General features: G+C 68.1%; 20 protein-coding genes. 10 read left to right on the top strand and 10 right to left on the bottom strand.

What is annotated here, in order from left to right; translation table 11 throughout:
- Positions 1 to 42 precede the first annotated feature (42 nt).
- The gene (locus BT264_RS29675) at positions 43 to 483 is read left to right on the top strand and encodes a PACE efflux transporter (RefSeq protein ID WP_072444643.1); all 441 of its coding nucleotides are present in this window, start codon (positions 43 to 45) and stop codon (positions 481 to 483) included.
- An 86-nt stretch (positions 484 to 569) separates the two neighbouring features.
- Here BT264_RS29675 and BT264_RS29670 read toward each other — a convergent pair whose 3' ends face one another.
- The 5 genes from BT264_RS29670 to BT264_RS29650 all read right to left on the bottom strand — a co-directional run bounded on the left by BT264_RS29670 (position 570) and on the right by BT264_RS29650 (position 6,764).
- Positions 570 to 1,421: an alpha/beta fold hydrolase gene (locus tag BT264_RS29670; RefSeq protein WP_072444566.1), complete on the bottom strand. Its 852-nt coding sequence runs from the start codon at positions 1,419 to 1,421 to the stop codon at positions 570 to 572.
- 247 nt (positions 1,422 to 1,668) lie between these two features.
- Positions 1,669 to 2,022 carry a DUF3579 domain-containing protein gene (locus tag BT264_RS29665; protein ID WP_072444568.1) on the bottom strand — a complete coding sequence of 118 codons (354 nt, stop codon included), beginning with the start codon at positions 2,020 to 2,022 and terminating at the stop codon, positions 1,669 to 1,671.
- 25 nt (positions 2,023 to 2,047) lie between these two features.
- Positions 2,048 to 3,409: a sigma-54-dependent transcriptional regulator gene (locus BT264_RS29660; protein WP_072444570.1), complete on the bottom strand. Its 1,362-nt coding sequence runs from the start codon at positions 3,407 to 3,409 to the stop codon at positions 2,048 to 2,050.
- Entirely contained in the window at positions 3,399 to 5,282 is a 1,884-nt protein-coding gene (locus BT264_RS29655) for a sensor histidine kinase (RefSeq protein ID WP_072444644.1), read from the bottom strand. The genes BT264_RS29660 and BT264_RS29655 overlap by 11 nt, the downstream gene beginning before the upstream one ends.
- A gap of 117 nt (positions 5,283 to 5,399) precedes the next feature.
- Positions 5,400 to 6,764 carry a 2-hydroxycarboxylate transporter family protein gene (locus tag BT264_RS29650; RefSeq protein ID WP_072444572.1) on the bottom strand — a complete coding sequence of 455 codons (1,365 nt, stop codon included), beginning with the start codon at positions 6,762 to 6,764 and terminating at the stop codon, positions 5,400 to 5,402.
- A 421-nt stretch (positions 6,765 to 7,185) separates the two neighbouring features.
- Between BT264_RS29650 and BT264_RS29640 the strand changes: the two genes are divergently transcribed.
- Genes BT264_RS29640 through BT264_RS29615 form a run of 6 tightly spaced genes read left to right on the top strand, consistent with a single transcriptional unit; the run spans position 7,186 to position 13,421 of the window.
- Positions 7,186 to 8,037, top strand: coding sequence for a MetQ/NlpA family ABC transporter substrate-binding protein (locus BT264_RS29640; protein ID WP_072444576.1), 852 nt, complete (start codon positions 7,186 to 7,188; stop codon positions 8,035 to 8,037).
- Between the two features lie 11 nt (positions 8,038 to 8,048).
- The gene (locus BT264_RS29635; RefSeq protein WP_072444578.1) at positions 8,049 to 9,461 is read left to right on the top strand and encodes an LLM class flavin-dependent oxidoreductase; all 1,413 of its coding nucleotides are present in this window, start codon (positions 8,049 to 8,051) and stop codon (positions 9,459 to 9,461) included.
- Between the two features lie 18 nt (positions 9,462 to 9,479).
- Positions 9,480 to 10,658: a methionine ABC transporter ATP-binding protein gene (locus BT264_RS29630; protein WP_072444580.1), complete on the top strand. Its 1,179-nt coding sequence runs from the start codon at positions 9,480 to 9,482 to the stop codon at positions 10,656 to 10,658.
- Complete coding sequence (locus tag BT264_RS29625; protein WP_027781522.1) at positions 10,651 to 11,307, top strand: methionine ABC transporter permease; 657 nt, start codon at positions 10,651 to 10,653, stop codon at positions 11,305 to 11,307. Before BT264_RS29630 ends, BT264_RS29625 begins: the two co-directional genes overlap by 8 nt.
- Before the next feature lie 54 nt (positions 11,308 to 11,361).
- The gene (locus BT264_RS29620; RefSeq protein WP_072444582.1) at positions 11,362 to 12,213 is read left to right on the top strand and encodes a hypothetical protein; all 852 of its coding nucleotides are present in this window, start codon (positions 11,362 to 11,364) and stop codon (positions 12,211 to 12,213) included.
- The gene (locus tag BT264_RS29615; protein ID WP_072444583.1) at positions 12,210 to 13,421 is read left to right on the top strand and encodes an acyl-CoA dehydrogenase family protein; all 1,212 of its coding nucleotides are present in this window, start codon (positions 12,210 to 12,212) and stop codon (positions 13,419 to 13,421) included. The genes BT264_RS29620 and BT264_RS29615 overlap by 4 nt, the downstream gene beginning before the upstream one ends.
- Before the next feature lie 111 nt (positions 13,422 to 13,532).
- Here BT264_RS29615 and BT264_RS29610 read toward each other — a convergent pair whose 3' ends face one another.
- Both BT264_RS29610 and BT264_RS29605 read right to left on the bottom strand, forming a co-directional pair.
- A complete protein-coding gene (locus tag BT264_RS29610; RefSeq protein ID WP_072444596.1) occupies positions 13,533 to 15,260 on the bottom strand; it encodes a YadA family autotransporter adhesin in 1,728 nt (575 codons plus the stop codon).
- Positions 15,261 to 15,680: 420 nt separating this feature from the next.
- Entirely contained in the window at positions 15,681 to 16,526 is an 846-nt protein-coding gene (locus BT264_RS29605; protein ID WP_072444598.1) for a helix-turn-helix domain-containing protein, read from the bottom strand.
- A gap of 254 nt (positions 16,527 to 16,780) precedes the next feature.
- Here BT264_RS29605 and BT264_RS29600 point away from each other — a divergent pair, with 254 nt between their 5' ends.
- Positions 16,781 to 17,734, top strand: coding sequence for a DUF2167 domain-containing protein (locus BT264_RS29600; RefSeq protein WP_072444645.1), 954 nt, complete (start codon positions 16,781 to 16,783; stop codon positions 17,732 to 17,734).
- A complete protein-coding gene (locus BT264_RS29595; RefSeq protein ID WP_072444600.1) occupies positions 17,731 to 18,456 on the top strand; it encodes a site-2 protease family protein in 726 nt (241 codons plus the stop codon). The genes BT264_RS29600 and BT264_RS29595 overlap by 4 nt, the downstream gene beginning before the upstream one ends.
- Before the next feature lie 74 nt (positions 18,457 to 18,530).
- Here BT264_RS29595 and BT264_RS29590 read toward each other — a convergent pair whose 3' ends face one another.
- Positions 18,531 to 19,907 (bottom strand): MFS transporter, encoded by a 1,377-nt coding sequence (locus BT264_RS29590; RefSeq protein ID WP_072444602.1) that lies wholly within the window; start codon positions 19,905 to 19,907, stop codon positions 18,531 to 18,533.
- Positions 19,908 to 20,159: 252 nt separating this feature from the next.
- On the opposite strand from BT264_RS29590, the gene BT264_RS29585 reads away from it, so the two are divergent.
- A complete protein-coding gene (locus BT264_RS29585) occupies positions 20,160 to 21,737 on the top strand; it encodes an aldehyde dehydrogenase (NADP(+)) (protein ID WP_072444604.1) in 1,578 nt (525 codons plus the stop codon).
- Between the two features lie 133 nt (positions 21,738 to 21,870).
- Here BT264_RS29585 and BT264_RS29580 read toward each other — a convergent pair whose 3' ends face one another.
- Both BT264_RS29580 and BT264_RS29575 read right to left on the bottom strand, forming a co-directional pair.
- On the bottom strand, positions 21,871 to 22,242 hold the full coding sequence (locus BT264_RS29580; protein WP_072444606.1) for a type II toxin-antitoxin system VapC family toxin: 372 nt from the start codon (positions 22,240 to 22,242) through the stop codon (positions 21,871 to 21,873).
- Positions 22,239 to 22,436, bottom strand: coding sequence for a type II toxin-antitoxin system VapB family antitoxin (locus BT264_RS29575; protein WP_072444647.1), 198 nt, complete (start codon positions 22,434 to 22,436; stop codon positions 22,239 to 22,241). The genes BT264_RS29580 and BT264_RS29575 overlap by 4 nt, the downstream gene beginning before the upstream one ends.
- Positions 22,437 to 22,527 lie beyond the last annotated feature (91 nt).

Below are 22,527 nucleotides of genomic sequence, written 5' to 3'. Positions count from 1 at the left end.
GCTGCTAGTCTCGCCACCTTGTTCGATTCGAAGGGGATGTTCATGCAAGGCTGGAAGCGACGCATAGTCTACGTCGTGATGTTCGAGGTGCTCGGCATCCTGATCGCGTCGACGGTGCTCGGCGTGCTGAGCGGCGCGAGCGCCGAAACGAGCGGCCTGCTGGGCGTGATGATCTCGACGACGGGCGTCACCGTCAATTTCCTGTACAACCTCGCGTTCGAGGCGTGGGAGCGGCGGCGCGCGGCGACGACGCGCACCGTGGGGCGCCGCGTGCTGCACGCGATCGGATTCCAGGTCGCGCTCGTGACGTTCCTGATCCCGCTGATCGCGTGGTGGCTCGACGTGTCGCTGGTGCAGGCGTTCCTGTTCGACGCGGTGCTGATCGTGTTCTTCCCGATCTTCACGTTCGTGTACAACTGGTCGTTCGACAGCGTGTTCGGGCTGCCGGATGCGGTGACGCGGAAGGCGAAACCGGCGGCGTAACCGGGCGCCCTCGATGCGGACGGGCGCCCGCATCGTCCGGGGAATGGAGCGGTGAAGATCGGGCGGAACGAACGCCGCCCGGGAAATTACGCGGCGACGAACTCGTGCACGTAACGGTTGAACACCGCCGGGCTCGCCGCATTCATCCCGTGCGATGCGCCTGCGACGGTCTGCCGTTGCGCATCGCCGATCCACTGCGACAGCGTGTCGACGTTGTTGCGGAACATCTTCGGGCTGCGCTGGCCGTCGATCAACAGCGTGCGGCATGCGATATCGCCGGCCGTGTGCTGCGAATACGCGGGCAGCGGGTCGCGCAACTGCTTCGGCAGCGTGCTCGCGTTGTCGATCGCCATCGTGCGGAAGCGCGACGTGCTCTTTTTCCATGCGCCGGGCAGGCTCACCGAATCGACGAACATCTCGAGACCGGATTCGACGTCGCCTTGCCCGATCAGGCTCACGGCCTTCGTGCGCAGCGCGATCGCGGCGGCCGGCAGCGCGGCTTCGCGCACGCCCTGCTGCTGCAGCGGGCCGCCCGGATCGGCGAGCGTCAGCGTGTCGACGAGGTGCGGATGCTGGCACGCGACGTTGAACGCGATGCTGCCGCCGCGCGAATGGCCGACCAGGTGCACGGGGCCGAGATCGAGTGCGTCGATGAATTCGGCGAGCTCGTCGACGTGGTTCTGCCAGCTGAACTCGTCCTGGATGCCCGCTTCGACGGCCGGCCAGTAATGGCTGAGGCTCGGCGCGATGCAGCGGTAGTGGGCCGACAGCGACGCAAGCTGCGGATCCCAGTAGCGGTAGTCGCACAGCGAGCCGTGCACGAACACCATCGGCGCGCCGCTGCCCCGCTCGACATACGGCAGGCTGATGCCTGACGAAAGCGTCGCAAATTGCAGGTTGGGGTTCGCGAGCACGGACGGCTCGATTCGCATGTTCATGACTGAAAGACTCAAAGGTGCGTCAACACGACGCAACTATGCATCACGGCGACCTGCAAGGAAAACGCATAATTTTCATCGTGACGATCAATTTTATTGATGGCTGCGCCGCAAACCCCTGTCGGAGCGTGGCCATATGTCGAAGCCTTCAATCATCTGACGATTGATTTCGGCGGAGAAAGGGCGTGCGGCGGCCTGCGCACACGCGCAAACGCACCGGAAAAGAGGGGCGGCAGGGGGCTGCGCGTCAGCGCACCGTCAACGCGGGCGCGGCCCGAAGCTCGACGGGGAGGTCGTTGTCGGTCGCGAACTGCATTGCGAAGTCGAACGCGTCGGCGCACACGTCGCGCAATTCGTCCGACACGATCAGGCATTTGACGCCGCCGTCGACGACCGGCATCGCGAGCCGCGACAGCGCGCACGGATAGCCGGGCCGGCGTTCGCCGACGAACAGCGTGATGACGCCCGCGAGGCGCTCGGGCCAGTCGCTCGGGCGGAAGGTTTTCCGCGCGCGCGTGACGCCGCGGATCAGGTGGCCGTGGGTTTGGCCGTGGGTTGGGCCAATGAGGCGGCCGTGTTCGGTGACTTCGATGCGATCCATGCCGTGGTGCGTGTCCTCGTTCGCGTCATTCGCCGCCGTCGGCCGCCGCGTCGCCGCGCGCGGGAATCCGCAGGTTGCGCAGCTTGTGATAGAGCGTCTTCTTCGGCATGCCGAGCGCGACGCTTGCGTCCGCAACGTTGCCGTGGTGACGCTGCAGCATGTCCTCGATCAGCATCCGTTCGAAATACGCGAGCTGTTCCGCGAGCGTGCCGCCCACGGCTGGCGCATCGCCCGACGACAGCAGGCTGTCGCCGGTCAGCCCGAGCACGAAGCGATCGGCCACGTTCTGCAGCTCGCGCACGTTGCCGGGCCATGCGTGCGTCATCAGTTCGGACACCTGCGCAGCCGTGACGACCGGCGCCGGCTGCCCGAAGCGCCGCGCGGCCGCGAGCACGAAATGCTCGAACAGCAGCGGCACGTCCTCGCGCCGCTCGCGCAACGGCGGCAGCTCGATCTGCGCGACGTTGAGGCGATACAGAAGATCCGCACGAAAACGCCCGTCGGCCGCGAGTTCGGCGAGATCGGCCTTCGACGCGGCAACCACGCGGCAGTCGACCGGAATCAGCTCGTTCGCGCCGAGCCGCTCGACCACGCGCTCCTGGAGCACGCGCAGCATCTTGATCTGCAGCGGAATCGGCATCGTCTCGATCTCGTCGAGGAACAGCGTGCCGCCGTGCGCCCATTCGATCTTGCCGATGCGCTTCTTGATCGCGCCGGTGAACGCGCCGGCTTCGTGGCCGAACAGTTCGCTCTCGAAGATCTGCTCGGGCAGGCCGCCGCAGTTCAGCGCGACGAAATGCGCGTCGCGCCGGCCGCCGAAGTCGTGCAGGCTGCGCGCGATCAGTTCCTTGCCGGTGCCGGTTTCGCCGGTGATCAGCACCGACACCGACGTATCGGCGAGGCGCAGGATCTTCTTGCGCACGTCGGCTATCGCAGGCGACTTGCCGAGCACGTACGCCTCGATGCCCTGCCAGTTGTTGAGCGCCGCGCGCAGCCCCTGCACCTCGAGCGTCAGGCGGCGCTTCTCGACCGCGCGCGCGACGCGGCCGGCGATCACGTCCGACGAGAACGGCTTCTCGATGAAGTCGTACGCACCGACCTGCATCGCGCCGACGGCCGTCGAGATATCCGCGTGGCCGCTGATCAGCACGACCGGGATCTGCGCATCGACGGCCATCACGCGATCGAGCAGCTGCAGCCCGTCGATGCCCGGCATCCGCACGTCCGACACGATCACCACCGGTGCGCCGGGTGCGACGTGCGCGAGCGCGTCGGCGGCCGACGCGAACGCGTCGACCGGGAACCCGGCGAGCGCGACGGCCTGCTCGACGCCGATCCGGACGTTTTCATCGTCCTCGACGACCAGCACCCGAATCTCATCTTCCATGCTCTGTCCTTTGCAGCGTCGCCGCCGCGAATTCGATACTGAACTGCGCGCCGCCTTCGACGCGGTTCGTCGCGGCGATCTTCGCGCCGAACGCCTCGACGATGCGCGACGTGATCGCGAGGCCGAGCCCGAGGCCCTGGCCGCGCGGCTTGGTCGTGACGAACGGCTCGAACAGGTGCGGCAGCACGTCGGGCGCGATGCCGGCGCCGCTGTCGGCGATCGTGAAGCGCACGCGGCCGGCTTCGTCCGGCTCGGCCGCCTCGATGACGATGCGGCGCACGGGCGCGTCGTGCACCGCGTCGAGCGCGTTGCCGAGCAGGTTCACGATCACCTGCTGCAACTGGCTCGATTCAGCGGACACCGCCGTGCCGGGCGCGATGTTCACGTCGAGCCGCACGCCTTCGTCGCGGATTCGCGCGTCGTAGATGAGCCGCGCATGCGCGACGGCCTCGTTCAGCGACACCGCGACGCGCTCGACGTCGGGCTTGCGCGCGAAGGTTTTCAGCTCGCCGGTGAGCACGGCCATGCTGTCGACGAGCTTGCCGATCCGTTCGAGATTGGCATCCGCCTGCGCCGGCTGGCCGCGCGCGAAGAACGTGCGCGCGTTGTCGCACAGCGTGCGGATCGCGACGAGCGGCTGGTTCAGCTCGTGCGTGAGGCCGGCGGCCATCTGCCCGAGCACCGCGAGCTTGCCCGCGTGCACGACTTCCTGCTGCGAATCGCGCAGCCGCTGCTCGGTGCGCTCGCGCTCGTCGATCTCGCGCTGCATCCGCTCGTTCGCGGCCGTCAGCGCGGCCGTGCGCTGCGCGACGGTCAGTTCGAGCCGGTCGTTCGCGCGGCGCAGCGCATCCTGTGCGCTCAGCCGCGCGACGATTGCCCGGCGGCGCTGGATCGCGTAGCCGGCCAGCAGCGCGGCGATCAGGAACGCGCCCGTGACGAACACGAACGCCGTCTGCTGCTGGCGCCGCGCGCCCGCGACGTCGAGCAGCACCATCAGCGAATCGCCGGCCTGCGGCGCGGGCCGCGACATCACCAGATAGCGCGTGCTGCGGCCGGCGCGGCGCGGATCGGGGAACGCGCCGAGCCACGCGGCCGCGCTGCGCTCGCCGATGTGGCGGTACGGCAGCGCGTCGACGGTACGGCCCGCGTATTGGCGCGACGCCTGGATGTCGTGCTGCTGCTGCGCGGTGATCGGGCGCAGCGCGGTGAATTTCCATGCGGGTTCGGTCGAAATCACGACCACGCCGTTGCTGTCGACGACCATCGCGGCGACACCCGGCGCGCGCCATGCCGATTCGAGCGAATCGACGCTGATCTTCACGGCGGCCACGCCGATCGGCACGCCGTCGTCGCGCACCGCGCTGGCGAAGTAGACGCCCGGCACGCCCGTGTTGGTGCCGATGCCGAAGAAGCGGCCGCTGCCGCGCGCGAGCGCGTCCTTGAAGTACGGCCGGTACGACACGTTGGTGCCGACGAAGCTGATCGTCTCGTTCCAGTTGCTGGCGGCGATCACTTCGCCCTGCAGGTCGATCACGTCGACCGCGCCGCTGCCCGCGTCGCGGTTCACGGCTTCGAGGTACGTGTTCACCTTGTGCACGAGGTCGGGCGCGTCGTGCGGCGCGGCCTTCAGCATCGCACGCACGCCGTCCTGCCGCGCGACCAGGCCGGGCAGGATCTCGAAGCGGCCGAGCTCGCTCTTCAGGCTCGACGCATACAGGTCGAGCCGGTGCGCGCCGGTTTCCTCGAGCGCGTCGATCGCGCGTTCCCATGCGAAATCGACGGCCGCGCCCGCCACGCCGACATACAGCACGGCCGCCGACGCCCAGCCCCACCACGGGATTCCCTTGAAGCTCTTCTGCACGTTCGCCCTCATCGAAGCCCGCAACCGGTCGTCAGCAACCGCGTCGCCGCAACGACGCGCGCCGCGCGCCGGCAAAGCCGGCGGCGGCGCGTGCGAAGCAGCCGGCGCGACGAGGCGCGCGGCGGAGCGTCACCCGAAGTGCGCGACCAGGATCAGCGTCACCGTGACGACGATCGCGCCGCCGATGCGCGTCGCGATCTGCGCGAACGGCATCAGCTGCATCCGGTTCGCGGCGGTCAGGATCGCGACGTCGCCGGTGCCGCCTTGCCCGCTATGGCACGCGTTCACGATTGCGGTGTCGATAGGGTACATCTTCATCAGGCGGCCGACCACGAAACCGGTGCCCATCAGCGTCGCGACGGTCGACACGATCGTCACGACGTTGACGATCGTGAATGCGGCGGTCAGCTTGTCCCACGGCGTCATCGCGACGCCGATCGCGAACAGCAGCGGATACGTGACGGCGGTCGAAAAGAACTTGTAGACGACGAACGCGCCTTCCTGCAGCGGCGGCGACACCGCGCGCGCGAGCTTCACGAGCACCGCGAGGAACAGCATCGCGACCGGCGCGGGCAGGCCGAACAGCTTGTGTGCCATCAGGCCGACGAGGTACAGCGTGATCGCCGTGATGCCGGCGCCCGCGATGTGCGTGACGTCGACGTGGCCGCGGATTTCTTCGTTTTCCGGCGTCATGTCGCCGGTTTCGCCGACCTGCAGGCGGCCGTTGCCCGTCAGGTGCGGCAGGCGCTTGCCGAGCATGTCGAGCGCGCCCGACAGGATGATCGCGGTCAGGCTGCCGAGCATCACCGGCGGCAGCACCATCGCGAACATCTCGCCCTGCGGCAGGTGCATCAGTTCCGAATAGCCGATCGACAGCGGAATCGCGCCTTCGCCGACGCCGCCGGCCATGATCGGCACGACGATGTACAGCAGCGTGTGGCGCGCGCCGAGGCCGAGCGCGGTGCCCACCGCCGTGCCGACGATCGCCGCGGCGACCGAGCCGACGGCGAGCGGGATGAAGATCTTCAAGAAGCCCTGGATCAGCACGCGGCGGTCCATGCTCAGGATGCTGCCGACGATGATCGACGCAATGAACAGGTACAGGAAGTTGGTCGACTTCGTGAATTCGACCGTCAGGTTCAGCACCGGCTTCGGCAGCAGGTGGTAGTACGTGAGCGCCGACGGCACGAAGGTCGCGAAAATCGCGGCCGCGCCGATGTTGCGCAGCAGCGGCAGGCGCTTGCCGAGTTCGGCGCACGTGAAGCCGAAGAACGCGAGCACGGCGATCGCCATCGAGATTTCGCCGGGCACCTTGCCCGTCACCGCGAAGCCGACGATCAACCCGAACAGGATCACGTAGACCGGCAGCGGGATGATGCCGATGCGGATTTCCATCAGCTTCCACCAGCCTTCCGGCCAGAAGCGTGCGCGCGTGGCGGGGCCGGCTTCGGCAATCGGCTCGGGATGGGACGGGGTATGGATAGAGGTCTGCAAGACGTGTCTCCTGATGTTGGAATGCCTGCTTTGCTTCGCGGCATCGTGTGCCGACTATTACGCAACCTCCGTGCCAAGGTGTCGGCCTGTCGGCTTGTTTGCAGATCGTTGATTCATAAGGGATTTGTATCGTCTGCGGAAAGGGCGGCGCGAAGGCCGTTCCGAGATTTCGGAATTCGTGCGGCGGGCAGGCCGAGATTTCGGCCGGATGGCCGGCCGGGCCCCCGGCCGCGCCCGATCGACCGCCATATCGCCGCGCGAGATTTTCTTCGCACAATCGCTTCGTAGACCGCCCCCTCGCCGCTCTCTATCATCGGCTGATCCTTTTCCGATGCGACGACGACTGTCCGGAGAACGCCCGCGCGTTCGCCGCGGCGTCGCTCATCCGTCGATACCGTCTTTGGACAGGAGAGTGGTTTCCATGCTGCATGCCGTTTTTTCCGCCCGCTTTTCCTCCGGCCGCTTCGCGCGGCCGGCCCGCCTGCTGGCGGCCGTGCTGCTCGCCGGGTTGTTCGGCGTCGGGCTGCCGAACGGCGCACGCGCCGACACCGCGCCGCTGAAGGTCGGCATCTCGACCAGCCCGCAGATCGAAGCGCTGAAGATCGCCGCGAAGGAGGCGAAGGCGCAGGGGCTCGACGTGAAGATCGTCGAGTTCACCGACTGGAATACGCCGAACGCGGCGCTCGCGAACAAGGACATCGACGTCAACTACTTCCAGCACATCCCGTTTCTCGAGAACGCGAACAAACAGGGCGGCTACAACTTCGTGTCGATCGCGCCCGGCACGATCATGAAGATCGGCCTCTATTCGAAGAAGGTGAAAAGCTTTGCCGAGCTGAAGGACGGCGCGCGCGTCGCGATCGCGAACGATCCGGTGAACGGCGGACGCGGGCTGTTGCTGCTGCAGCGCGCGGGGCTGATCACGCTGAAGCCGGGCGCCGACTACCGCGCGACGACGCACGACATCGTGTCCAACCCGAAGCACCTGAAGATCATTCCGCTCGAAGCATCGCAGCTCGCGCGTTCGCTCGACGACGTCGATCTCGCGCAGGGCTATCCGAGCTTCATCAAGCTTGCCGGCACGACCGACCCGAACAGCGCGCTGCTGTTCGACGGCACCGAGAACAAGATCTTCGCGATCCAGTGGGTCGTGCGGCCCGACAGCGTGAATGACCCGCGCATCCGCAAGTTCATCGCGATCTACCAGCACTCGCCGGCCGTGCGCAAGGCGCTCGACAACGCGTTCGGCTCGCTGTACGCGATCGCGTGGTGACGGAGGCTGACATGACGACGGCGAACCGGAAGAAGATCCTGCTCAACGCGTTCAACATGAACTGCGTCGGGCACATCAATCACGGGTTGTGGACGCATCCGCGCGACCGCTCCGCGCACTACACCGATCTCGACTACTGGGCCGATCTCGCGAAGACGCTCGAACGCGGCAAGTTCGACGGGATCTTTCTCGCGGACATCGTCGGCGTGTACGACGTGTTCGGCGGCGGCCCCGACGCCGCGCTGCGCGAATCGGTGCAGGTGCCCGTCAACGATCCGCTGCTGCTCGTGCCCGCGATGGCGCAGGTCACGCGGCATCTCGGCTTCGGCGTGACCGCGAACCTGACCTACGAGCCGCCTTACCTGTTCGCGCGCCGCATGTCGACGCTCGACCACCTGACGAAGGGGCGCGTCGGCTGGAACATCGTCACCGGTTATCTCGACAGCGCCGCGCGCGGGATGGGCCTCGCGCAGCAGGTCGGCCACGACGACCGCTACGAGCGCGCGGACGACTACATGGACGTCGTCTACAAGCTGTGGGAACAGAGCTGGGACGACGACGCGGTGATCCGCGATGCCCAGGCGCGCGTGTTCGCGCAGCCGGGCAAGGTGCGGCGCGTGAAGCACGACGGGCCGTTCTATTCGGTCGACGCGATCCACCTGAGCGAGCCGTCGCTGCAGCGCACGCCGGTGCTGTACCAGGCCGGTTCGTCCGCGCGCGGCGTCGAGTTCGCGGGCCGGCACGCGGAATGCGTGTTCGTGAACGGGCAGAGCAAGGCCGCCGCGCGTGCGGCGGCGCTCGACATCCGCGCGGCCGCCGCGCGGCAGGGGCGCGACCCGGCGTCGATCCGGATCTTCGCGGGCGTGAGCGTCGTGACGGCCGAGACCGAGCGGCTCGCGCGCGAGAAATTCGACGAATACCGGCGCTACGCGAGCCCCGAAGCCGGCCTCGCGCATTTCGCGAGCTCGACCGGCATCGACTTCGCGAAGTACGGCCTCGACGAACCGATCTCGTACGTGAAGACCGATTCGATCCAGTCGGCCGTCGACGCGATCTCGCGCAAGAGCACGACCGGCACGTGGACCGTGCGCCGGATGCTCGAACAGATGTCGCTCGGCGGCCGCTACGCGCCGATCGTCGGTTCGCCGTCGCAGGTCGCGGACGAGCTGCAGTCGTGGATCGACGAGACGGGCATCGACGGCTTCAACCTGACGCGCACCGTGATGCCCGAGTCGTTCGAGGATTTCGTCGACTGGGTGGTGCCCGAGCTGCAGAACCGCGGCGCTTACAAGGAAGACTACGATCCCGCGCCGACGCTGCGCGAGAAGCTGTTCGGCGCGGGCGCACGCCTGCCTGCATGGCACACCGGCGCGCAGCATCGGCCGGCCGCCGCGCCCGAACCCGCGCATCCCGCGCACGCCTGAACGTGACGGAGCGAAGCGATGACGCAATTGTTCGATACGCTGGGTTTCATCGACGCATCGGCCGCGCGCGCAGGCGCTGCTTCCGCGACGCATGAAGCGGCGGCCGCGCAGGCTGGCGGCGTTGCCGTGTCGCTGGAGCAGGTCGGCAAGGTGTTCGCGACGCCGCGCGGCCAGGCCGCCGCGCTGCGCGACGTGACGCTCGACGTGCGGCGCGGCGAGGTGTTCGGGATCATCGGCCGCAGCGGCGCCGGGAAGTCGACGCTGCTGCGGCTCCTGAACGGCCTCGAACGGCCGAGCTCGGGCCGCGTGCGCGTGCAGGGCATCGACGTCGGCGCGCTCGACGAGGACGGGCTCGTCGCATTGCGCCGCCGCACCGGCATGGTGTTCCAGCATTTCAACCTGCTGTCCGCGAAGACGGTATTCGAGAACGTCGCGCTGCCGCTGAAGATCGCCGGCGTGCCGAAGGCCGAGCGCGTGCGCAAGGTCGACGCGCTGCTCGAACTCGTCGGGCTGACCGCGAAGCGCGACGCGTATCCGGCGAGCCTGTCGGGCGGGCAGAAGCAGCGCGTCGGAATCGCGCGCGCGCTCGTACACGATCCCGAGGTGCTGTTGTGCGACGAGGCGACGTCGGCGCTCGACCCCGAGACGACGCAGTCGATCCTCGCGCTGCTCGCCGACATCAACCGCCGCCTCGGGTTGACGATCGTGCTGATCACGCACGAGATGGAGGTGATCCGCGCGGTGTGCGACACGGTCGCGGTGATCGAACAGGGCGAAGTCGTCGAAACGGGCCCGGTGTGGCGCGTGTTCGGCGATCCGCGCCACGGCGCGACGCGCGCGCTGCTCAGCACGCTGGTGCACGACCTGCCGGCTGAACTGGCCGCGCGCGTGCAGCCGTTGCCCGAGCAGGCCGCGTTGCCGGACGGCGCGCAGGTCGTGCTCGACGTTCGTTATACGGGCGAGAGCGACGGCGAGCCGGACGTCGGCGCGCTCGCGGCGGCGCTCGGCGGCTCGGTGCGTTTCCTGCACGGCGGGATCGAGCGCATCCAGGGGCATGCGCAGGGGCGGCTCGTGATCGCGGCCACGCCGCGGGCGGATGACGCCGGCCAGTCGTCGGCACGCGGCGGCGCGGTTGCCGCGCTGCTCGAACGCGCGCGCCGCCATGCGAATCACGCGGAGGTGCTCGGCTATGTTTGAGCTCTGGTGGCCCGAACTGCTCGACGCGATCCGCGACACGCTGTCGATGGTCGCCGCGTCGGCCGCGATCGCGGCGCTGATCGGCATTCCGCTCGCGGTGATCCTCGTGACGACCGCGCCCGGCGGCATCTACGCGCGGCGCGGCGTGAACGCGGTGCTCGGCGCGCTCGTCAACGTGTTCCGCTCGACGCCGTTCATCATCCTGCTCGTCGCGCTGCTGCCGTTCACGCGCGTGCTGATCGGCACGACGATCGGCGTATGGGCGGCCGTCGTGCCGCTGTCGATCGCCGCGATCCCGTTCTTCGCGCGGATCGCCGAAGTGAGCCTGCGCGAGGTCGATCGCGGGCTGATCGAAGCCGCGCTCGCGATGGGCGCGAAGCGCCGCCACATCGTGTGGCACGTGCTGCTGCCCGAGGCGCTGCCCGGCATGCTCGGCGGCTTCACGATCACCGTCGTCGCGCTGATCGGCTCGACCGCGATGGCGGGCGCCGTCGGTGCGGGCGGGCTTGGCGATCTCGCGATCCGCTACGGCTACCAGCGTTTCGACACCACCGTCATGGCGACCGTGATCGTGATCCTGATCGCGCTCGTCTCGGCCGTGCAAATCACGGGCGACCGCCTGGTCCGACGTGTGACCCGGCGCACCTGAGCGACGCCACAAGCGTCCGCTCGTTTCATTCATGATCCTGAGAGAACAATACCTATGACCTTGCCCATCGGCGCGCCGCGCGAATGGAACGGAGAATTCGAGGAAGCGCTGTTTCTCGACGTGGCGCGACGCCATCGTCCCGGCTTCCCGGCCAAGCTGGCCACGCCGCCGCGCGAACCGCGCAACGCGGACGAACTGGCCGCCGTCGCCGACTACTACACGAAGATGGCGTCGCACGACCTGTTCATCGTGCAGGTCGTCGCGAAGGCGATCGACACGCTGTTCCGCGACGATCCGCATTTCCAGCTGATCCTGTCGCGCCAGCTCGGCGACGACGGCGCGCACGCGGTGATCGGCCGCGAGCGCGTGAGCGAACTCACGGGGCGCGATCCGTTGCCGGAAGTCGACCGGCTCGTCGCCGCGCACTGGGCGCGCATCGGCGATATCGCGGTGCGCGACGTCGCGGGCTTTCTCGCGTTCGAATGGCATTACGAGCTGCACATCCTCGCGAAGCTGTGGATCCAGCGCAAGACCGGCCGCATCGGCGACGGCGCGATGCGCGAGCACGGCGAGAACCGGATCCGGCCGGACGAGGAGTGGCATCGCGTGCAGATCGTCCAGTGGTGGTTCGATACGTTGAAGGCGCTGCCGGCCGCCGAGCGCGAAGCGCTGATCGATCGCGTGATCGCGGCCGACGAGGAAACGCAGGCGCGGCTCGACGGTTATCTGCACGACGAGTATGCGCATACCGCGCACGTGTTCGGCGCGGATATCGCCGACTACCGCGCGATCTACGACGACTGGCGGCGCGAGATCCTGTCGCGGTTGACCGGCAGGCGCGAACTCGGGAAACTCGTGCCGTTGTCGGAAGCCGTCTCGACCCAGGAACAGGAAGCCGTCGCATGAATGATCCACGCGGCCCGGCGACGCTCGCCGCGGCAACGGATGTCTCGGCAATCGATCCGGCCGCACTTGCGCGCGCGATCGACGCACTGCGTGCAACCGCCGCCGCCCGCGACCGCGCGGGCGGTCACGCGGCGCAGGAGAAACAGTGGCTCGCCGACGCGGGCCTGCTGACGCTCGCGGTGCCGCGCGCGTTCGGTGGGCAGGAAGCCGCGTGGCCCGCGATCTACGACGCGATCCGCCAGATCGCGCGCGTCGACAGTGCGCTTGCGCATCTCGTCGGGTTCCAGTGCCTGCAGGTGGTGAGCGTCGACGTGTGGGGCAGCGCCGCGCAGCGCGAACGTTATCTGCGCGGCACGGTCGAGCAGCGCTGGTGGTGGGGCAATGCGGTCAATCCGCTCGACACGCGGCTGGTGGCCACCGCGACGCCGGACGGCGGCTACCGGCTCGACGGCGTGAAGGGCTTCTGTTCGGGCACGCGCGGCTCGCAGCGGATGACGGTGTCCGCGCACGATCCGGAAACCGGCCGCACCGTGTTCGGCGTGGTGCCGACCGATCGCCCGGGTATCACGGTCAACGACGACTGGGACCCGATCGGCCAGCGCCAGACCGACAGCGGCAGCGTGCGCTTCGACGGCGTGACGCTCGCGCCGGACGAGGTGCTCCACCGTTCCGAGGCGCCGCCGACGCCGCGCGCGACGCTGCGCACGCTCGTGTCGCAGCTCGTGCTGACAAACCTGTTCGTCGGGCTCGCGGAAGGCGCGCTGGTCGAGGCACGCGATTATGTGCTGAAGCATGGCCGGCCGTGGATTCACTCGGACGCCGCGCAGGCGAGCGACGATCCGTACACGCTGCAGCGCTTCGGCGACATGCGCGTGCGGGCCGTTGCCGCGGCGGCGCTGGCCGATCGCGCGGCCGGCGCGTTGCAGCACGCGTGGGCGCGGCACGATGCGCTGACGGCGGACGAGCGAGCGGAGGTGGCGCTTGCGGTATCGGACGCGAAGATCGTCGCGCAGCGCGCGGCGCTCGACAACGGCGAGGCGCTGTTCGACGCATGCGGTGCGCGTGCGACGGCTGCGTCGCTCGGCCTCGACCGCTTCTGGCGGAATGCGCGCACGCATACGCTGCACGATCCGCTCGACTATCGGCTGCGCGATGTCGGCCGGTTCGCGCTGACGGGAGAATTGCCGCCGGCGTCGTTGTATACGTGACATGACGGCGGGCCGCACGGGCCACGCCGTCATGTCGTCGGCGCATGGGCGCCGATGGCCGGCCTGCGGGCGTCGGGAAACAGCTCCCGACGCGTTGCCGCTGCAGCTGGATTACCAGCGGTAGCCGACGCCGGCGCCCGCGCCGAACGAGCCATGGCCCGACACGGCCGTCGTCACCGAGCCTTTGACCAGCCATTTCGCCGTGGCGACGGAAAGGCCGACCGCCATTGCGCTTTGGCCGCCATACGTGCCGCCGCCGAGCGCGACCACCTTCTCGCCGGGCAGCACTGCCTGCGGCAGGTTTGCCATTGCAATCGCGCTTGCCGTGCCGGCATTCGCGTCCTTGCGATACTTCGACATTTCTTCGCGAACCGAATTGATTGCGCCGTTCAACTGACGCACGTTGACGCCGTCCGTCGGCGCGGTGCCGTCGGCCACGTTGGTCAACTGACGTTCGGCACCGGGCGAACCGATCGATACCGTGTTGTCCCGGTCGGCGACCGAATTCGCGCCCAGCGCCACCGCATTGTTCGCGGTGGCCCGGCTGTTCGTGCCGATGGCTGTCGAATCCGTGCCCGATACATTCGAGCCGGTGCCGATGGCCGTTCCGTTTGACGCGGTGACTTTCGAATTCGTGCCGATGGCGGTTCCGTTCGTCGCCGTGACGGTCGAATTGACGCCGACGCCCGTGCCGTTGTCGCCGGACACGTTCGCGCCGTTGCCGACCGCCGTGCCGTTCGGCACGCTGACAACGGTGTTCCTGCCGATGGCGGTTCCCGTGCCATCGGCGACCGTGCCGCTCGGGACGCTCGACGAGATCTTGCCGACGGTCGTCGTGAGGCTGGCGAGGTCCGCCGTCAACGTCGACACTTGATTTGCGATCGAGAAGAGCTGCGAGCCGTTGACTGCATCCGTGCTGGTCGCGCTGATCGCGCCGGCCGCGACGTTCACGATCTGACGCTCGGCGCCCGCGCTGCCGACGCTGACCACACCCACGGGCGTGCCCGCGAAGCCGCCGTAGCTGACGCCGTTGAGCGTCACGCTGTTGACGGTCGTGAAAGCGCGCGTAGACGCGTTCGAGCCCAGTGCGACGGAATTCGCATCGGCGGCGTTCGCGCCTTCGCCGATCGCGACCGCATTCACTGCGGATGCCGTCGCACGCGCAATGGCGATGCTCCCGACAGCAGAGGCCGAACTGTCGACGCCGAGCGCTACCGCATCGTTCGCGCCGGCGTTTGCCTGAAAGCCGAGCGACGTACCGCCGGCCGCAATGCTGCCCTTGCCCACGGCCGTGGAGAATGTCGTGGTGGCGCTGGCGCTTTGCCCGACCGCCGTCGACTGGTCGACGGCGAACGCGCCCTGGCCGAAGGCGGATGCTGTCGTGCCGTTCGCGATGGCTCCGTTGCCGACTGCCGTCGCCTGGGTTCCGACCGCGCTTGCGGCCGTGCCCATCGCCGTCGCCTGGTCGCCGGTTGCCACGGCATTTCCGCCGACGGCCGTCGCAAACGTACCGGTCGCGGCCGCCATGCGGCCGATCGCGACGGTTTCGCTATAGGCTCCGGTCGACGAGCCCGAATTCGCGACTGCCGCAGTGCCGATCGCCACGTTGTCGCAGCCCGTTGCAGCGGCCGGATACGTGCCGCTTCCCGAGATGGCGATGTTGCCGACACAGCCGGCCGACGTTTCGGTCGACGTCCCGTTCTGCACATAGTCGGCGCGCGCGGGTGCGGAAGCCGCGAATGCGACAACCGCTGCGCTCACGGCGATGGCCAGCGCTGCTTTCGACTTCGCCGGCGCGCGCAGTGCCGGATTCCCCAACCCTCGATGCATCTTGCTCATGTTTTTCCTAGGCTCGATATAAAAATTGTGTTGTGGCTCGCTTGTCGTTCTCACGATTTCCCGATCGCAGTGCATTCGCGATCTTTTTTGCCGAAGCCTTTGTTCGAATACAGTCCAATTGAAAAGATGTACTAAACAAATTTGACATTCGGCGGAGTGAGTCCAAGGGGAAATGGCACGGGGGCCGCTACATTTGACGTTTTCCGGAACGCGGACGCGTCCCGGATCTGCAGCATTGAGATGCGACGACGCATTTTGATAGGACTCGCCAGCGCCCATGTTTGCCATGGCGCCCGATCTCTATGCTTTGGGGAAAGTGCGTCGTCTTGATGGTTGCGCCGACCGCCGGCATACCGGTCCTGAGCGCGGAAGCGGGCGTTCGGGCGTCGGCTTCCGTCAATCTCCGCTGCGCGCTTGCTACTACACCGCCAACGCGTCCGCCAGCTTCCGCATCGCGTCCACCGTTTCCGGATTCGCCGGAAAGAACGCCTCGATCGCGAGTTCCGACAGCGTCACGTCGACCGGCGTGCCGAACACGGTCGTCGTACTGAAGAACGTCAGCTCGCCGCCCGCTGTGCGCAGCCGCAGCGGCACGGCAATATCAGCGAAGTCGGTGTGCGCGTGCGCGTCGTCGGGTTGGCCGGCCGGCGCCGGATACGCGGCAAGCTCGTCGCGCAGCGCATGCAGCGTGCGGTCGCCGCTTGCATCGATCTGCCGCTGCAGCCGATGCAGGATGTGCGCGCGCCATTCGTGCCAGTTGACGATCTGCGACGCGAGGCCGTCCGGATGCAGGCTCAGCCGCAGCACGTTGACGGGCGGCTGCAGCAGCGACGGATCGGCCTGCGCGACCAGCGCGCCGAGCATCCGGTTCGCGGCGAGCAGCGTCCAGTGGCGGTCGACCGCGAGCGCCGGGTACGGCTCATGGCCGCGCAGCACGGCTTCGACCGCATGGCGTGCGGCGTCCAACTGCGGATCCGAGAACGGCCGCTCGCGAAAGAGCGGTGCAAAGCCGGCCGCAACCAGCAGCGCATTGCGCTCACGCAGCGGCACGTCGAGCCGTTCCGCGAGATGCAGCACCATCTCGCGGCTTGGCTGCGCGCGACCCGATTCGACGAAGCTCAGATGGCGCGCCGAGACTTCCGCGTCGAGCGCGAGCGCCATCTGGCTCAGGCGCCGACGCTGGCGCCACGTGCGCAGCAGCGGGCCGATGCCGGACGCGCGGCCGGCGGACGGGGAGGGCGAGGAGAGGGTGGCGGTCGGGTTCATGCGCAGATGATAGGCAATCCTGTACGCGCCGGGTATTACCTGCAAGGTAAGCATTCCGGTCCGACCCGCGTCGCCGACCGCTGGCTTCAGCGGTCGACGGCCCGTTGCGCATGCGGCTCCCCGGGCGCCCCCGGCGCTGCGTTACCATAGCTTCCGTGCCACCTGAGAGGCGATTCCGGACCCGCGACGACAATGCATGGGCCGGTTCCGCGCACGTTTACAACAAGGCATTCCAGGGGAATCCAACAATGAAAATGAAAACGCTTGCCGTGCGGCTCGCCTGCGTGGCGACGCTCGCACTCGCCGCGACCAGCGGCCATGCGCAGACCGAAGCTGCGCAGGTGGAAATGAGGGCCGCCGCCGCGGCCGCCAACGAGGCCGTCGTCAAAGGGCCGACCGACATCGACGTGAAGCACGAAGCCGTGCTGAAGCTGAAGGCCGGCGAGTCGTTCGTGCCGGCCGCCGAAGCCGGCCGCTACCTGCGTTCGATGGGCAACTCGATCGACGAATCGAAGCTGGTCGGCCTCGTGCTGCCCGACGATCCCGACGCCGACTGGATTTCGGTCGTGTCGTTCGAGCCGAGCGGCTACATCCGCGACGACGACGCGAAGGACTGGAAGCCCGACGAACTGCTGAAGAACCTGCAGGCCGGCACCGAGGAAAACAACCCGGCACGCAAGGAACGCGGCCTGCCCGAAACCGAGGTGGTCGGCTGGGCAAAAGCGCCCGCGTACGACGCGGCCACGCACCGGCTCGTGTGGTCCGCGATCATCCGTGACAAGGGTGCGGCCCCGAACGCTGCGAACGACGGCGTGAACTACCGGACGCTCGTGCTCGGCCGCGACGGCTACCTGTCGCTGACGATGGCGTCGACGCTGGCCGATCTGCCGAAGTACAAGGCGTCGGCCGACGGCCTGCTGTCGAACATCAGCTTCAACGACGGCAAGCGCTATGCCGATTTCAACAAGTCGACCGACCATGTCGCGGAGTACGGCCTCGCGGCGCTGATCGTCGGCGTCGGCGCGAAGAAGCTCGGCCTGCTCGCGCTGATCGGCGCATTCGCGGTGAAGTTCTTCAAGATCGGCGCGGTCGCGCTGCTGGCCGGCGGCGCGGCGCTGAAGCGCTTCTTCGGGCGCAAGCCGAAGGCGGCCGTGGTGCCGGCCGTCGCCGATGCGCCCGACGCAACCGGCACGGAGCGCAAGGAATGACGAAGCTGTTGCTGCTGATCTTCGGCGGCCTCAAGCTCGGCAAGGTGCTCGTTTCGGCGGGCACCATGCTGGCGTCGATCGCGGTCTACGCGCTGTTCTACGGCTGGCGGTTCGCGGCCGGTTTCGTCGCGCTGCTGCTGGTGCACGAGGCCGGCCACTACCTGGCCGCGCAGCGGCGCGGGCTCGACGTCGGGCTGCCGACGTTCATCCCGTTCGTCGGCGCATGGATCCAGCTGAAGGAGATGCCGCACGACGCGGAAACCGAAGCGTACGTCGGGCTCGCCGGGCCGTTCGTCGGCACGCTCGGCGCGCTGGCCTGCTACGCGGCTGCACGCCACTACGACAGCAACCTGCTGCTCGCGCTGTCGTACACGGGCTTCTTCCTGAACCTGTTCAACATGATTCCGCTGTCGCCGTTCGATGGCGGGCGGATTACCGCGGTGCTGTCGCCGCGCATCTGGTTCGCGGGCGTGCCGGTGCTGATCGCGCTGTTCGTGTATCGGCCGAGCCCGCTGCTGATCGTGATGGCGATCCTCGCGCTGCCGCAACTGAAGCGCGCGTGGCGCTACGATCCCGACGCGCCGGAGAACCGCGTGTACTACGCGACGTCGATCGAGACGAAGACGACGTACGCGCTCTGCTATGTCGGCCTGCTCGCGTTCCTCGCGCTGATGACATCCGGCGTGCACGACATGCTGCGCGTCGTGCATTCCGCGACCTGACGCAAGAACGGCGGCCGCTTTTACGCGGCCGCCGTCGTCTTCCATCCTTTTGCGCCGAAATTTTCCGCCGAAGCTCAAGCGTCGCGATGACGCAGCTCGACGCGCCTGATGTCCTTCACGATCACGAGATAGCTGAACACCGTGACGAGCGCGTTCAGCCCGACGAACACGAGCGCGCCGTTGAACGAGCCGCTCGCGCCGACCAGGTAGCCGATCGCGATCGGCGCGACGATGCCGGCCGTGTTGCCGAACATGTTGAACAGGCTGCCCGACAGGCCGATCGCTTCCTTCGGCGCGGTATCCGCGACCACGGCCCAGCCGAGCGAGCCGATCCCCTTGCCGAAGAACGACACGGCCATCAGCGCGATCACGAGCGCTTCGCTGTCGACGTAATTGCAGCCGATGATGACCATCGACAGCAGCATCCCGCCGACGATCGGGATCTTGCGCGCGAGCGTCAGCGACACGCCGCGGCGGATCAGCGCGTCCGACAGCATGCCGCCGAGCACGCCGCCGAGGAACCCGCAGATCGCGGGCAGCGACGTCATGAAACCGGCCTTCAGCAGCGACATGCCGCGCGCCTGCACGAGGTAGATCGGGAACCACGTGAGGAAGAAGTACGTGAGCACGTTCACGCAGTACTGGCCGAGATAGACGCCGATCAGCATCCGGTTCGACAGCAGCTGGCGCACGTAGTACCAGCCGGCGACGCGGCTGCCTTCGGACGCCGGACCGGTGCCGCGCGACTTCGACCGCACGAGGCCGCCGCCCTGCTCGATATGGTCGAGCTCCGCGCGGTTCACCGCTGGATGGTCGGCCGGATCCTTCATCACGCGCAGCCACAGGAACGCAAGCGCAATGCCAGCGAGGCCGAGCCACAGGTACACGTGGTGCCAGCCGTACGCATGCGTGAGCCACGCCATCAGCGGCGAGAACACCACGGCCGCGAAATACTGCGCGGCGTTGAAGATCGCCGACGCCGTGCCGCGCTCGGCGGTCGGGAACCAGCTCGCGACGACTTTCGCGTTGGCGGGGAACGCGGGCGCCTCGGCGATGCCGACCGCGAAGCGCATCGCGAACAGCGCGGCGACCGCGAACGCGGCGCTGCCGCCGAGGCCGATCGTGCTCTGCAGCAGCGTGAACGCCGACCACAGGAAGATGCTCGCCGCATACACGCGCCGCGCGCCGAAGCGGTCGAGCAGCCAGCCGCTCGGCAGTTGCGCGAGCACGTACGCCCAGCTGAACGCCGAGAAGATATAGCCCATCGTCACCGGATCGATGCCGAACGCCTTGCGGATCGGCGTACCGGTGATCGACAGCGTCGCGCGGTCCGCGTAGTTGAGCGTCGTGACGACGAACAGCATCGCCAGGATCCAGTAGCGCACGGCGGTCCGGCGCGCGCTGCCGGCGAGTTCGATCGGAAGATCGCGGGGAGAGGTGTGGTCGTTCACTTTAAATGTACGTCGTCGTATGACATGGCTGAAAGTTTATTGAGAAAGCCCGAATTCAGAAACTTCGGGTTTTCCCTCGAGGATCGTCATCACAATGTGGGAAAGACGCGCTTATGCTGACTGCACAAGGCTTTCCGGTGTATCGTCGACGCCATCGCAGGCGGTGAGAATGCTGCCATGCTGTCGGCAGACATCGTATCTGTTGAGATACAATTGACGGACCATTCCCGAACGAACCACGGAGCACACCCCATGCAACTGACTGGAGAGATGCTGATCGGCGCCGAAGCGGTGGCCGGGTCGGCCGGACCCTTGCACGCGTTCGATCCGACGAAGGGCGCACCGATCGATGCGCCGGCGTTCGGTGTCGCGACGCAGGCCGACGTCGACCGCGCGTGCGAACTCGCGCGCGACGCGTTCGATGCGTACCGCGCGCAGCCGCTCGCGGCCCGCGCGGCGTTTCTCGACGCGATCGCGGATGAAATCGTCGCGCTCGGCGACGCGCTGATCGAGCGCGCGCACGCCGAAACGGGCCTGCCCGTCGCGCGGCTGCAGGGCGAGCGCGGCCGCACCGTCGGCCAGCTCCGGTTGTTCGCGCGCGTCGTGCGCGACGGGCGCTTCCTCGCCGCATCGATCGATCCCGCGCAGCCCGCGCGTACGCCGCTGCCGCGCGCGGACCTGCGGCTGCAGAAGGTCGGGCTCGGGCCCGTCGCCGTGTTCGGCGCGAGCAACTTCCCGCTCGCGTTCTCGGTGGCCGGCGGCGATACGGCGTCGGCGCTCGCGGCCGGCTGCCCGGTGATCGTGAAGGCGCACGAAGCGCACCTCGGCACGTCCGAGCTGGTCGGCCGCGCGATCCGCGCCGCCGTTGCGAAATGCGGGATGCCGGCCGGCGTGTTCTCGCTGCTGATCGGCCCCGGCCGCGTGACCGGCGCGGCGCTCGTCAGCCATCCGGCGATCCAGGCCGTCGGCTTCACCGGTTCGCGGCAGGGCGGCATGGCGCTCGTGCAGCTCGCGAACGCGCGCCCGCAGCCGATTCCCGTCTACGCGGAAATGAGCAGCATCAATCCCGTCGTGCTGTTCCCGGCCGCGCTCGCCGCGCGCGGCGACGCGATCGCGACGGGCTTCGTCGATTCGCTGACGCTCGGCGTCGGCCAGTTCTGTACGAACCCCGGCCTCGTGCTCGCGATCGACGGCCCCGACCTCGACCGCTTCGAGACCGTCGCTGCGCAGGCGCTCGCGAAGAAGCCGGCCGGCGTGATGCTCACGCGCGGCATCGCCGATGCGTATCGCAACGGCCGCGGCAAGCTGGCCGAACTGCCGGGCGTGCGCGAAATCGGCGCGGGCGAGGCCGCGCAGACCGAATGCCAGGCGGGCGGCGCGCTGTATGAAGTCGGTGCGCAGGCGTTCCTGGCCGAGCCGGCGTTCAGCCACGAGGTGTTCGGGCCGGCGTCGCTGATCGTGCGCTGCCGCGATCTCGACGAAGTCGCGCGTGTACTCGACGCACTCGAAGGCCAACTCACGGCCACGCTGCAGATGGACGCCGACGACAAGCCGCTCGCGCGCCGGCTGCTGCCGATCCTCGAACGCCAGGCCGGGCGCCTGCTCGTCAACGGTTACCCGACCGGCGTCGAGGTGTGCGATGCGATGGTGCACGGCGGGCCGTTCCCCGCGACGTCGAACCCCGCCGTCACGTCGGTCGGCGCGACGGCGATCGAGCGCTTCCTGCGGCCCGTGTGCTACCAGGACTTCCCGGACGACCTGCTGCCCGAAGGGCTGCAGGAAAGCAATCCGCTCGCAATTCCGCGTCTGCGGGACGGGAAGGCGGAGTGACGGGGCGGATCGATTGAGGGCACGATACCCGGTGGTTGGTGCGCCGGGGCAGGGAAACAGAAAGGCGGAAGTGGCCGGTGGGCCGCTTCCGCTTTTTTGCATGGCGGGTGTTCGTGCCGTCGATCTCGTCGGGTCAGTGGGCGGGGCGAGCGGCGAGCTGCAGGCGGTCGGCTGCGGCCAGCAGGCGCCGGTCGCGTGTCCACAGCTTGCTGCCGCTGGTCAGTCTGACTGAAGCGAGCAGATGCGCGTCGACGTAACCGATGCCGAGTCCGTCAAGCGGCACGACATCGATCATGCGTTGAACTTCGTCGTCGGTTGCCGAGGTGGCAGCGGGGAGGTCGCGCAGCGCGTCCAGCACGGTCTGGCGATCGCGCAGGCTGCCGAGCGAAAGCTCGCCGACGACGAACGGATGGATCAATACCCGCTCGGCTTCGAGCAGCGTAGTGAGCGCTGCATCACCGGCTCGCAGGTGATCGATCCAGACGGACGTGTCGACAAGAATCATGCTGGCTCCGACGGGCGGCGCGGCACGGGTTCGAGATCGGGTTCGGTGCCGCCGAGACGAGCCAGCCGTCGTGCGCTTTCGCGGGCAATCAGCGCGCGCAGTGCTTCTCTTACCAGCGCCGACTTTTCGGTGACGCCAGTCAACTGCTGCGCTTTGGCGAGCAGGGCGTCGTCCAGGGATAAGGTGGTGCGCATGATCGGCTTCCGAAACGATAGGTGCATCAATTATGTCACCGATTGATGTCGATTGTGATGCCTCGCGCTGAGGGGGAGATGACCGGGGGCA

This window comes from Burkholderia sp. NFPP32, assembly GCF_900119325.1.
Lineage (GTDB): Bacteria > Pseudomonadota > Gammaproteobacteria > Burkholderiales > Burkholderiaceae > Burkholderia > Burkholderia pyrrocinia_C.
The sequence above is the reverse complement of the archived record's forward strand: the minus strand, read 5'-3'. Positions and strand labels throughout refer to the sequence as shown.

Excerpts from the sequence above, each read along its gene's own strand:
- BT264_RS29675 (WP_072444643.1), top strand. The coding sequence starts at position 43 with ATGCAAGGCTGGAAGCGACGCATAGTCTACGTCGTGATGTTCGAGGTG.
- BT264_RS29670 (WP_072444566.1), bottom strand. The coding sequence starts at position 1,421 with ATGAACATGCGAATCGAGCCGTCCGTGCTCGCGAACCCCAACCTGCAA.
- BT264_RS29665 (WP_072444568.1), bottom strand. The coding sequence starts at position 2,022 with ATGGATCGCATCGAAGTCACCGAACACGGCCGCCTCATTGGCCCAACC.
- BT264_RS29660 (WP_072444570.1), bottom strand. The coding sequence starts at position 3,409 with ATGGAAGATGAGATTCGGGTGCTGGTCGTCGAGGACGATGAAAACGTC.
- BT264_RS29655 (WP_072444644.1), bottom strand. The coding sequence starts at position 5,282 with ATGAGGGCGAACGTGCAGAAGAGCTTCAAGGGAATCCCGTGGTGGGGC.
- BT264_RS29640 (WP_072444576.1), top strand. The coding sequence starts at position 7,186 with ATGCTGCATGCCGTTTTTTCCGCCCGCTTTTCCTCCGGCCGCTTCGCG.
- BT264_RS29635 (WP_072444578.1), top strand. The coding sequence starts at position 8,049 with ATGACGACGGCGAACCGGAAGAAGATCCTGCTCAACGCGTTCAACATG.
- BT264_RS29630 (WP_072444580.1), top strand. The coding sequence starts at position 9,480 with ATGACGCAATTGTTCGATACGCTGGGTTTCATCGACGCATCGGCCGCG.
- BT264_RS29625 (WP_027781522.1), top strand. The coding sequence starts at position 10,651 with ATGTTTGAGCTCTGGTGGCCCGAACTGCTCGACGCGATCCGCGACACG.
- BT264_RS29620 (WP_072444582.1), top strand. The coding sequence starts at position 11,362 with ATGACCTTGCCCATCGGCGCGCCGCGCGAATGGAACGGAGAATTCGAG.
- BT264_RS29615 (WP_072444583.1), top strand. The coding sequence starts at position 12,210 with ATGAATGATCCACGCGGCCCGGCGACGCTCGCCGCGGCAACGGATGTC.
- BT264_RS29610 (WP_072444596.1), bottom strand. The coding sequence starts at position 15,260 with ATGAGCAAGATGCATCGAGGGTTGGGGAATCCGGCACTGCGCGCGCCG.
- BT264_RS29605 (WP_072444598.1), bottom strand. The coding sequence starts at position 16,526 with ATGAACCCGACCGCCACCCTCTCCTCGCCCTCCCCGTCCGCCGGCCGC.
- BT264_RS29600 (WP_072444645.1), top strand. The coding sequence starts at position 16,781 with ATGAAAACGCTTGCCGTGCGGCTCGCCTGCGTGGCGACGCTCGCACTC.
- BT264_RS29595 (WP_072444600.1), top strand. The coding sequence starts at position 17,731 with ATGACGAAGCTGTTGCTGCTGATCTTCGGCGGCCTCAAGCTCGGCAAG.
- BT264_RS29585 (WP_072444604.1), top strand. The coding sequence starts at position 20,160 with ATGCAACTGACTGGAGAGATGCTGATCGGCGCCGAAGCGGTGGCCGGG.
- BT264_RS29580 (WP_072444606.1), bottom strand. The coding sequence starts at position 22,242 with ATGATTCTTGTCGACACGTCCGTCTGGATCGATCACCTGCGAGCCGGT.
- BT264_RS29575 (WP_072444647.1), bottom strand. The coding sequence starts at position 22,436 with ATGCGCACCACCTTATCCCTGGACGACGCCCTGCTCGCCAAAGCGCAG.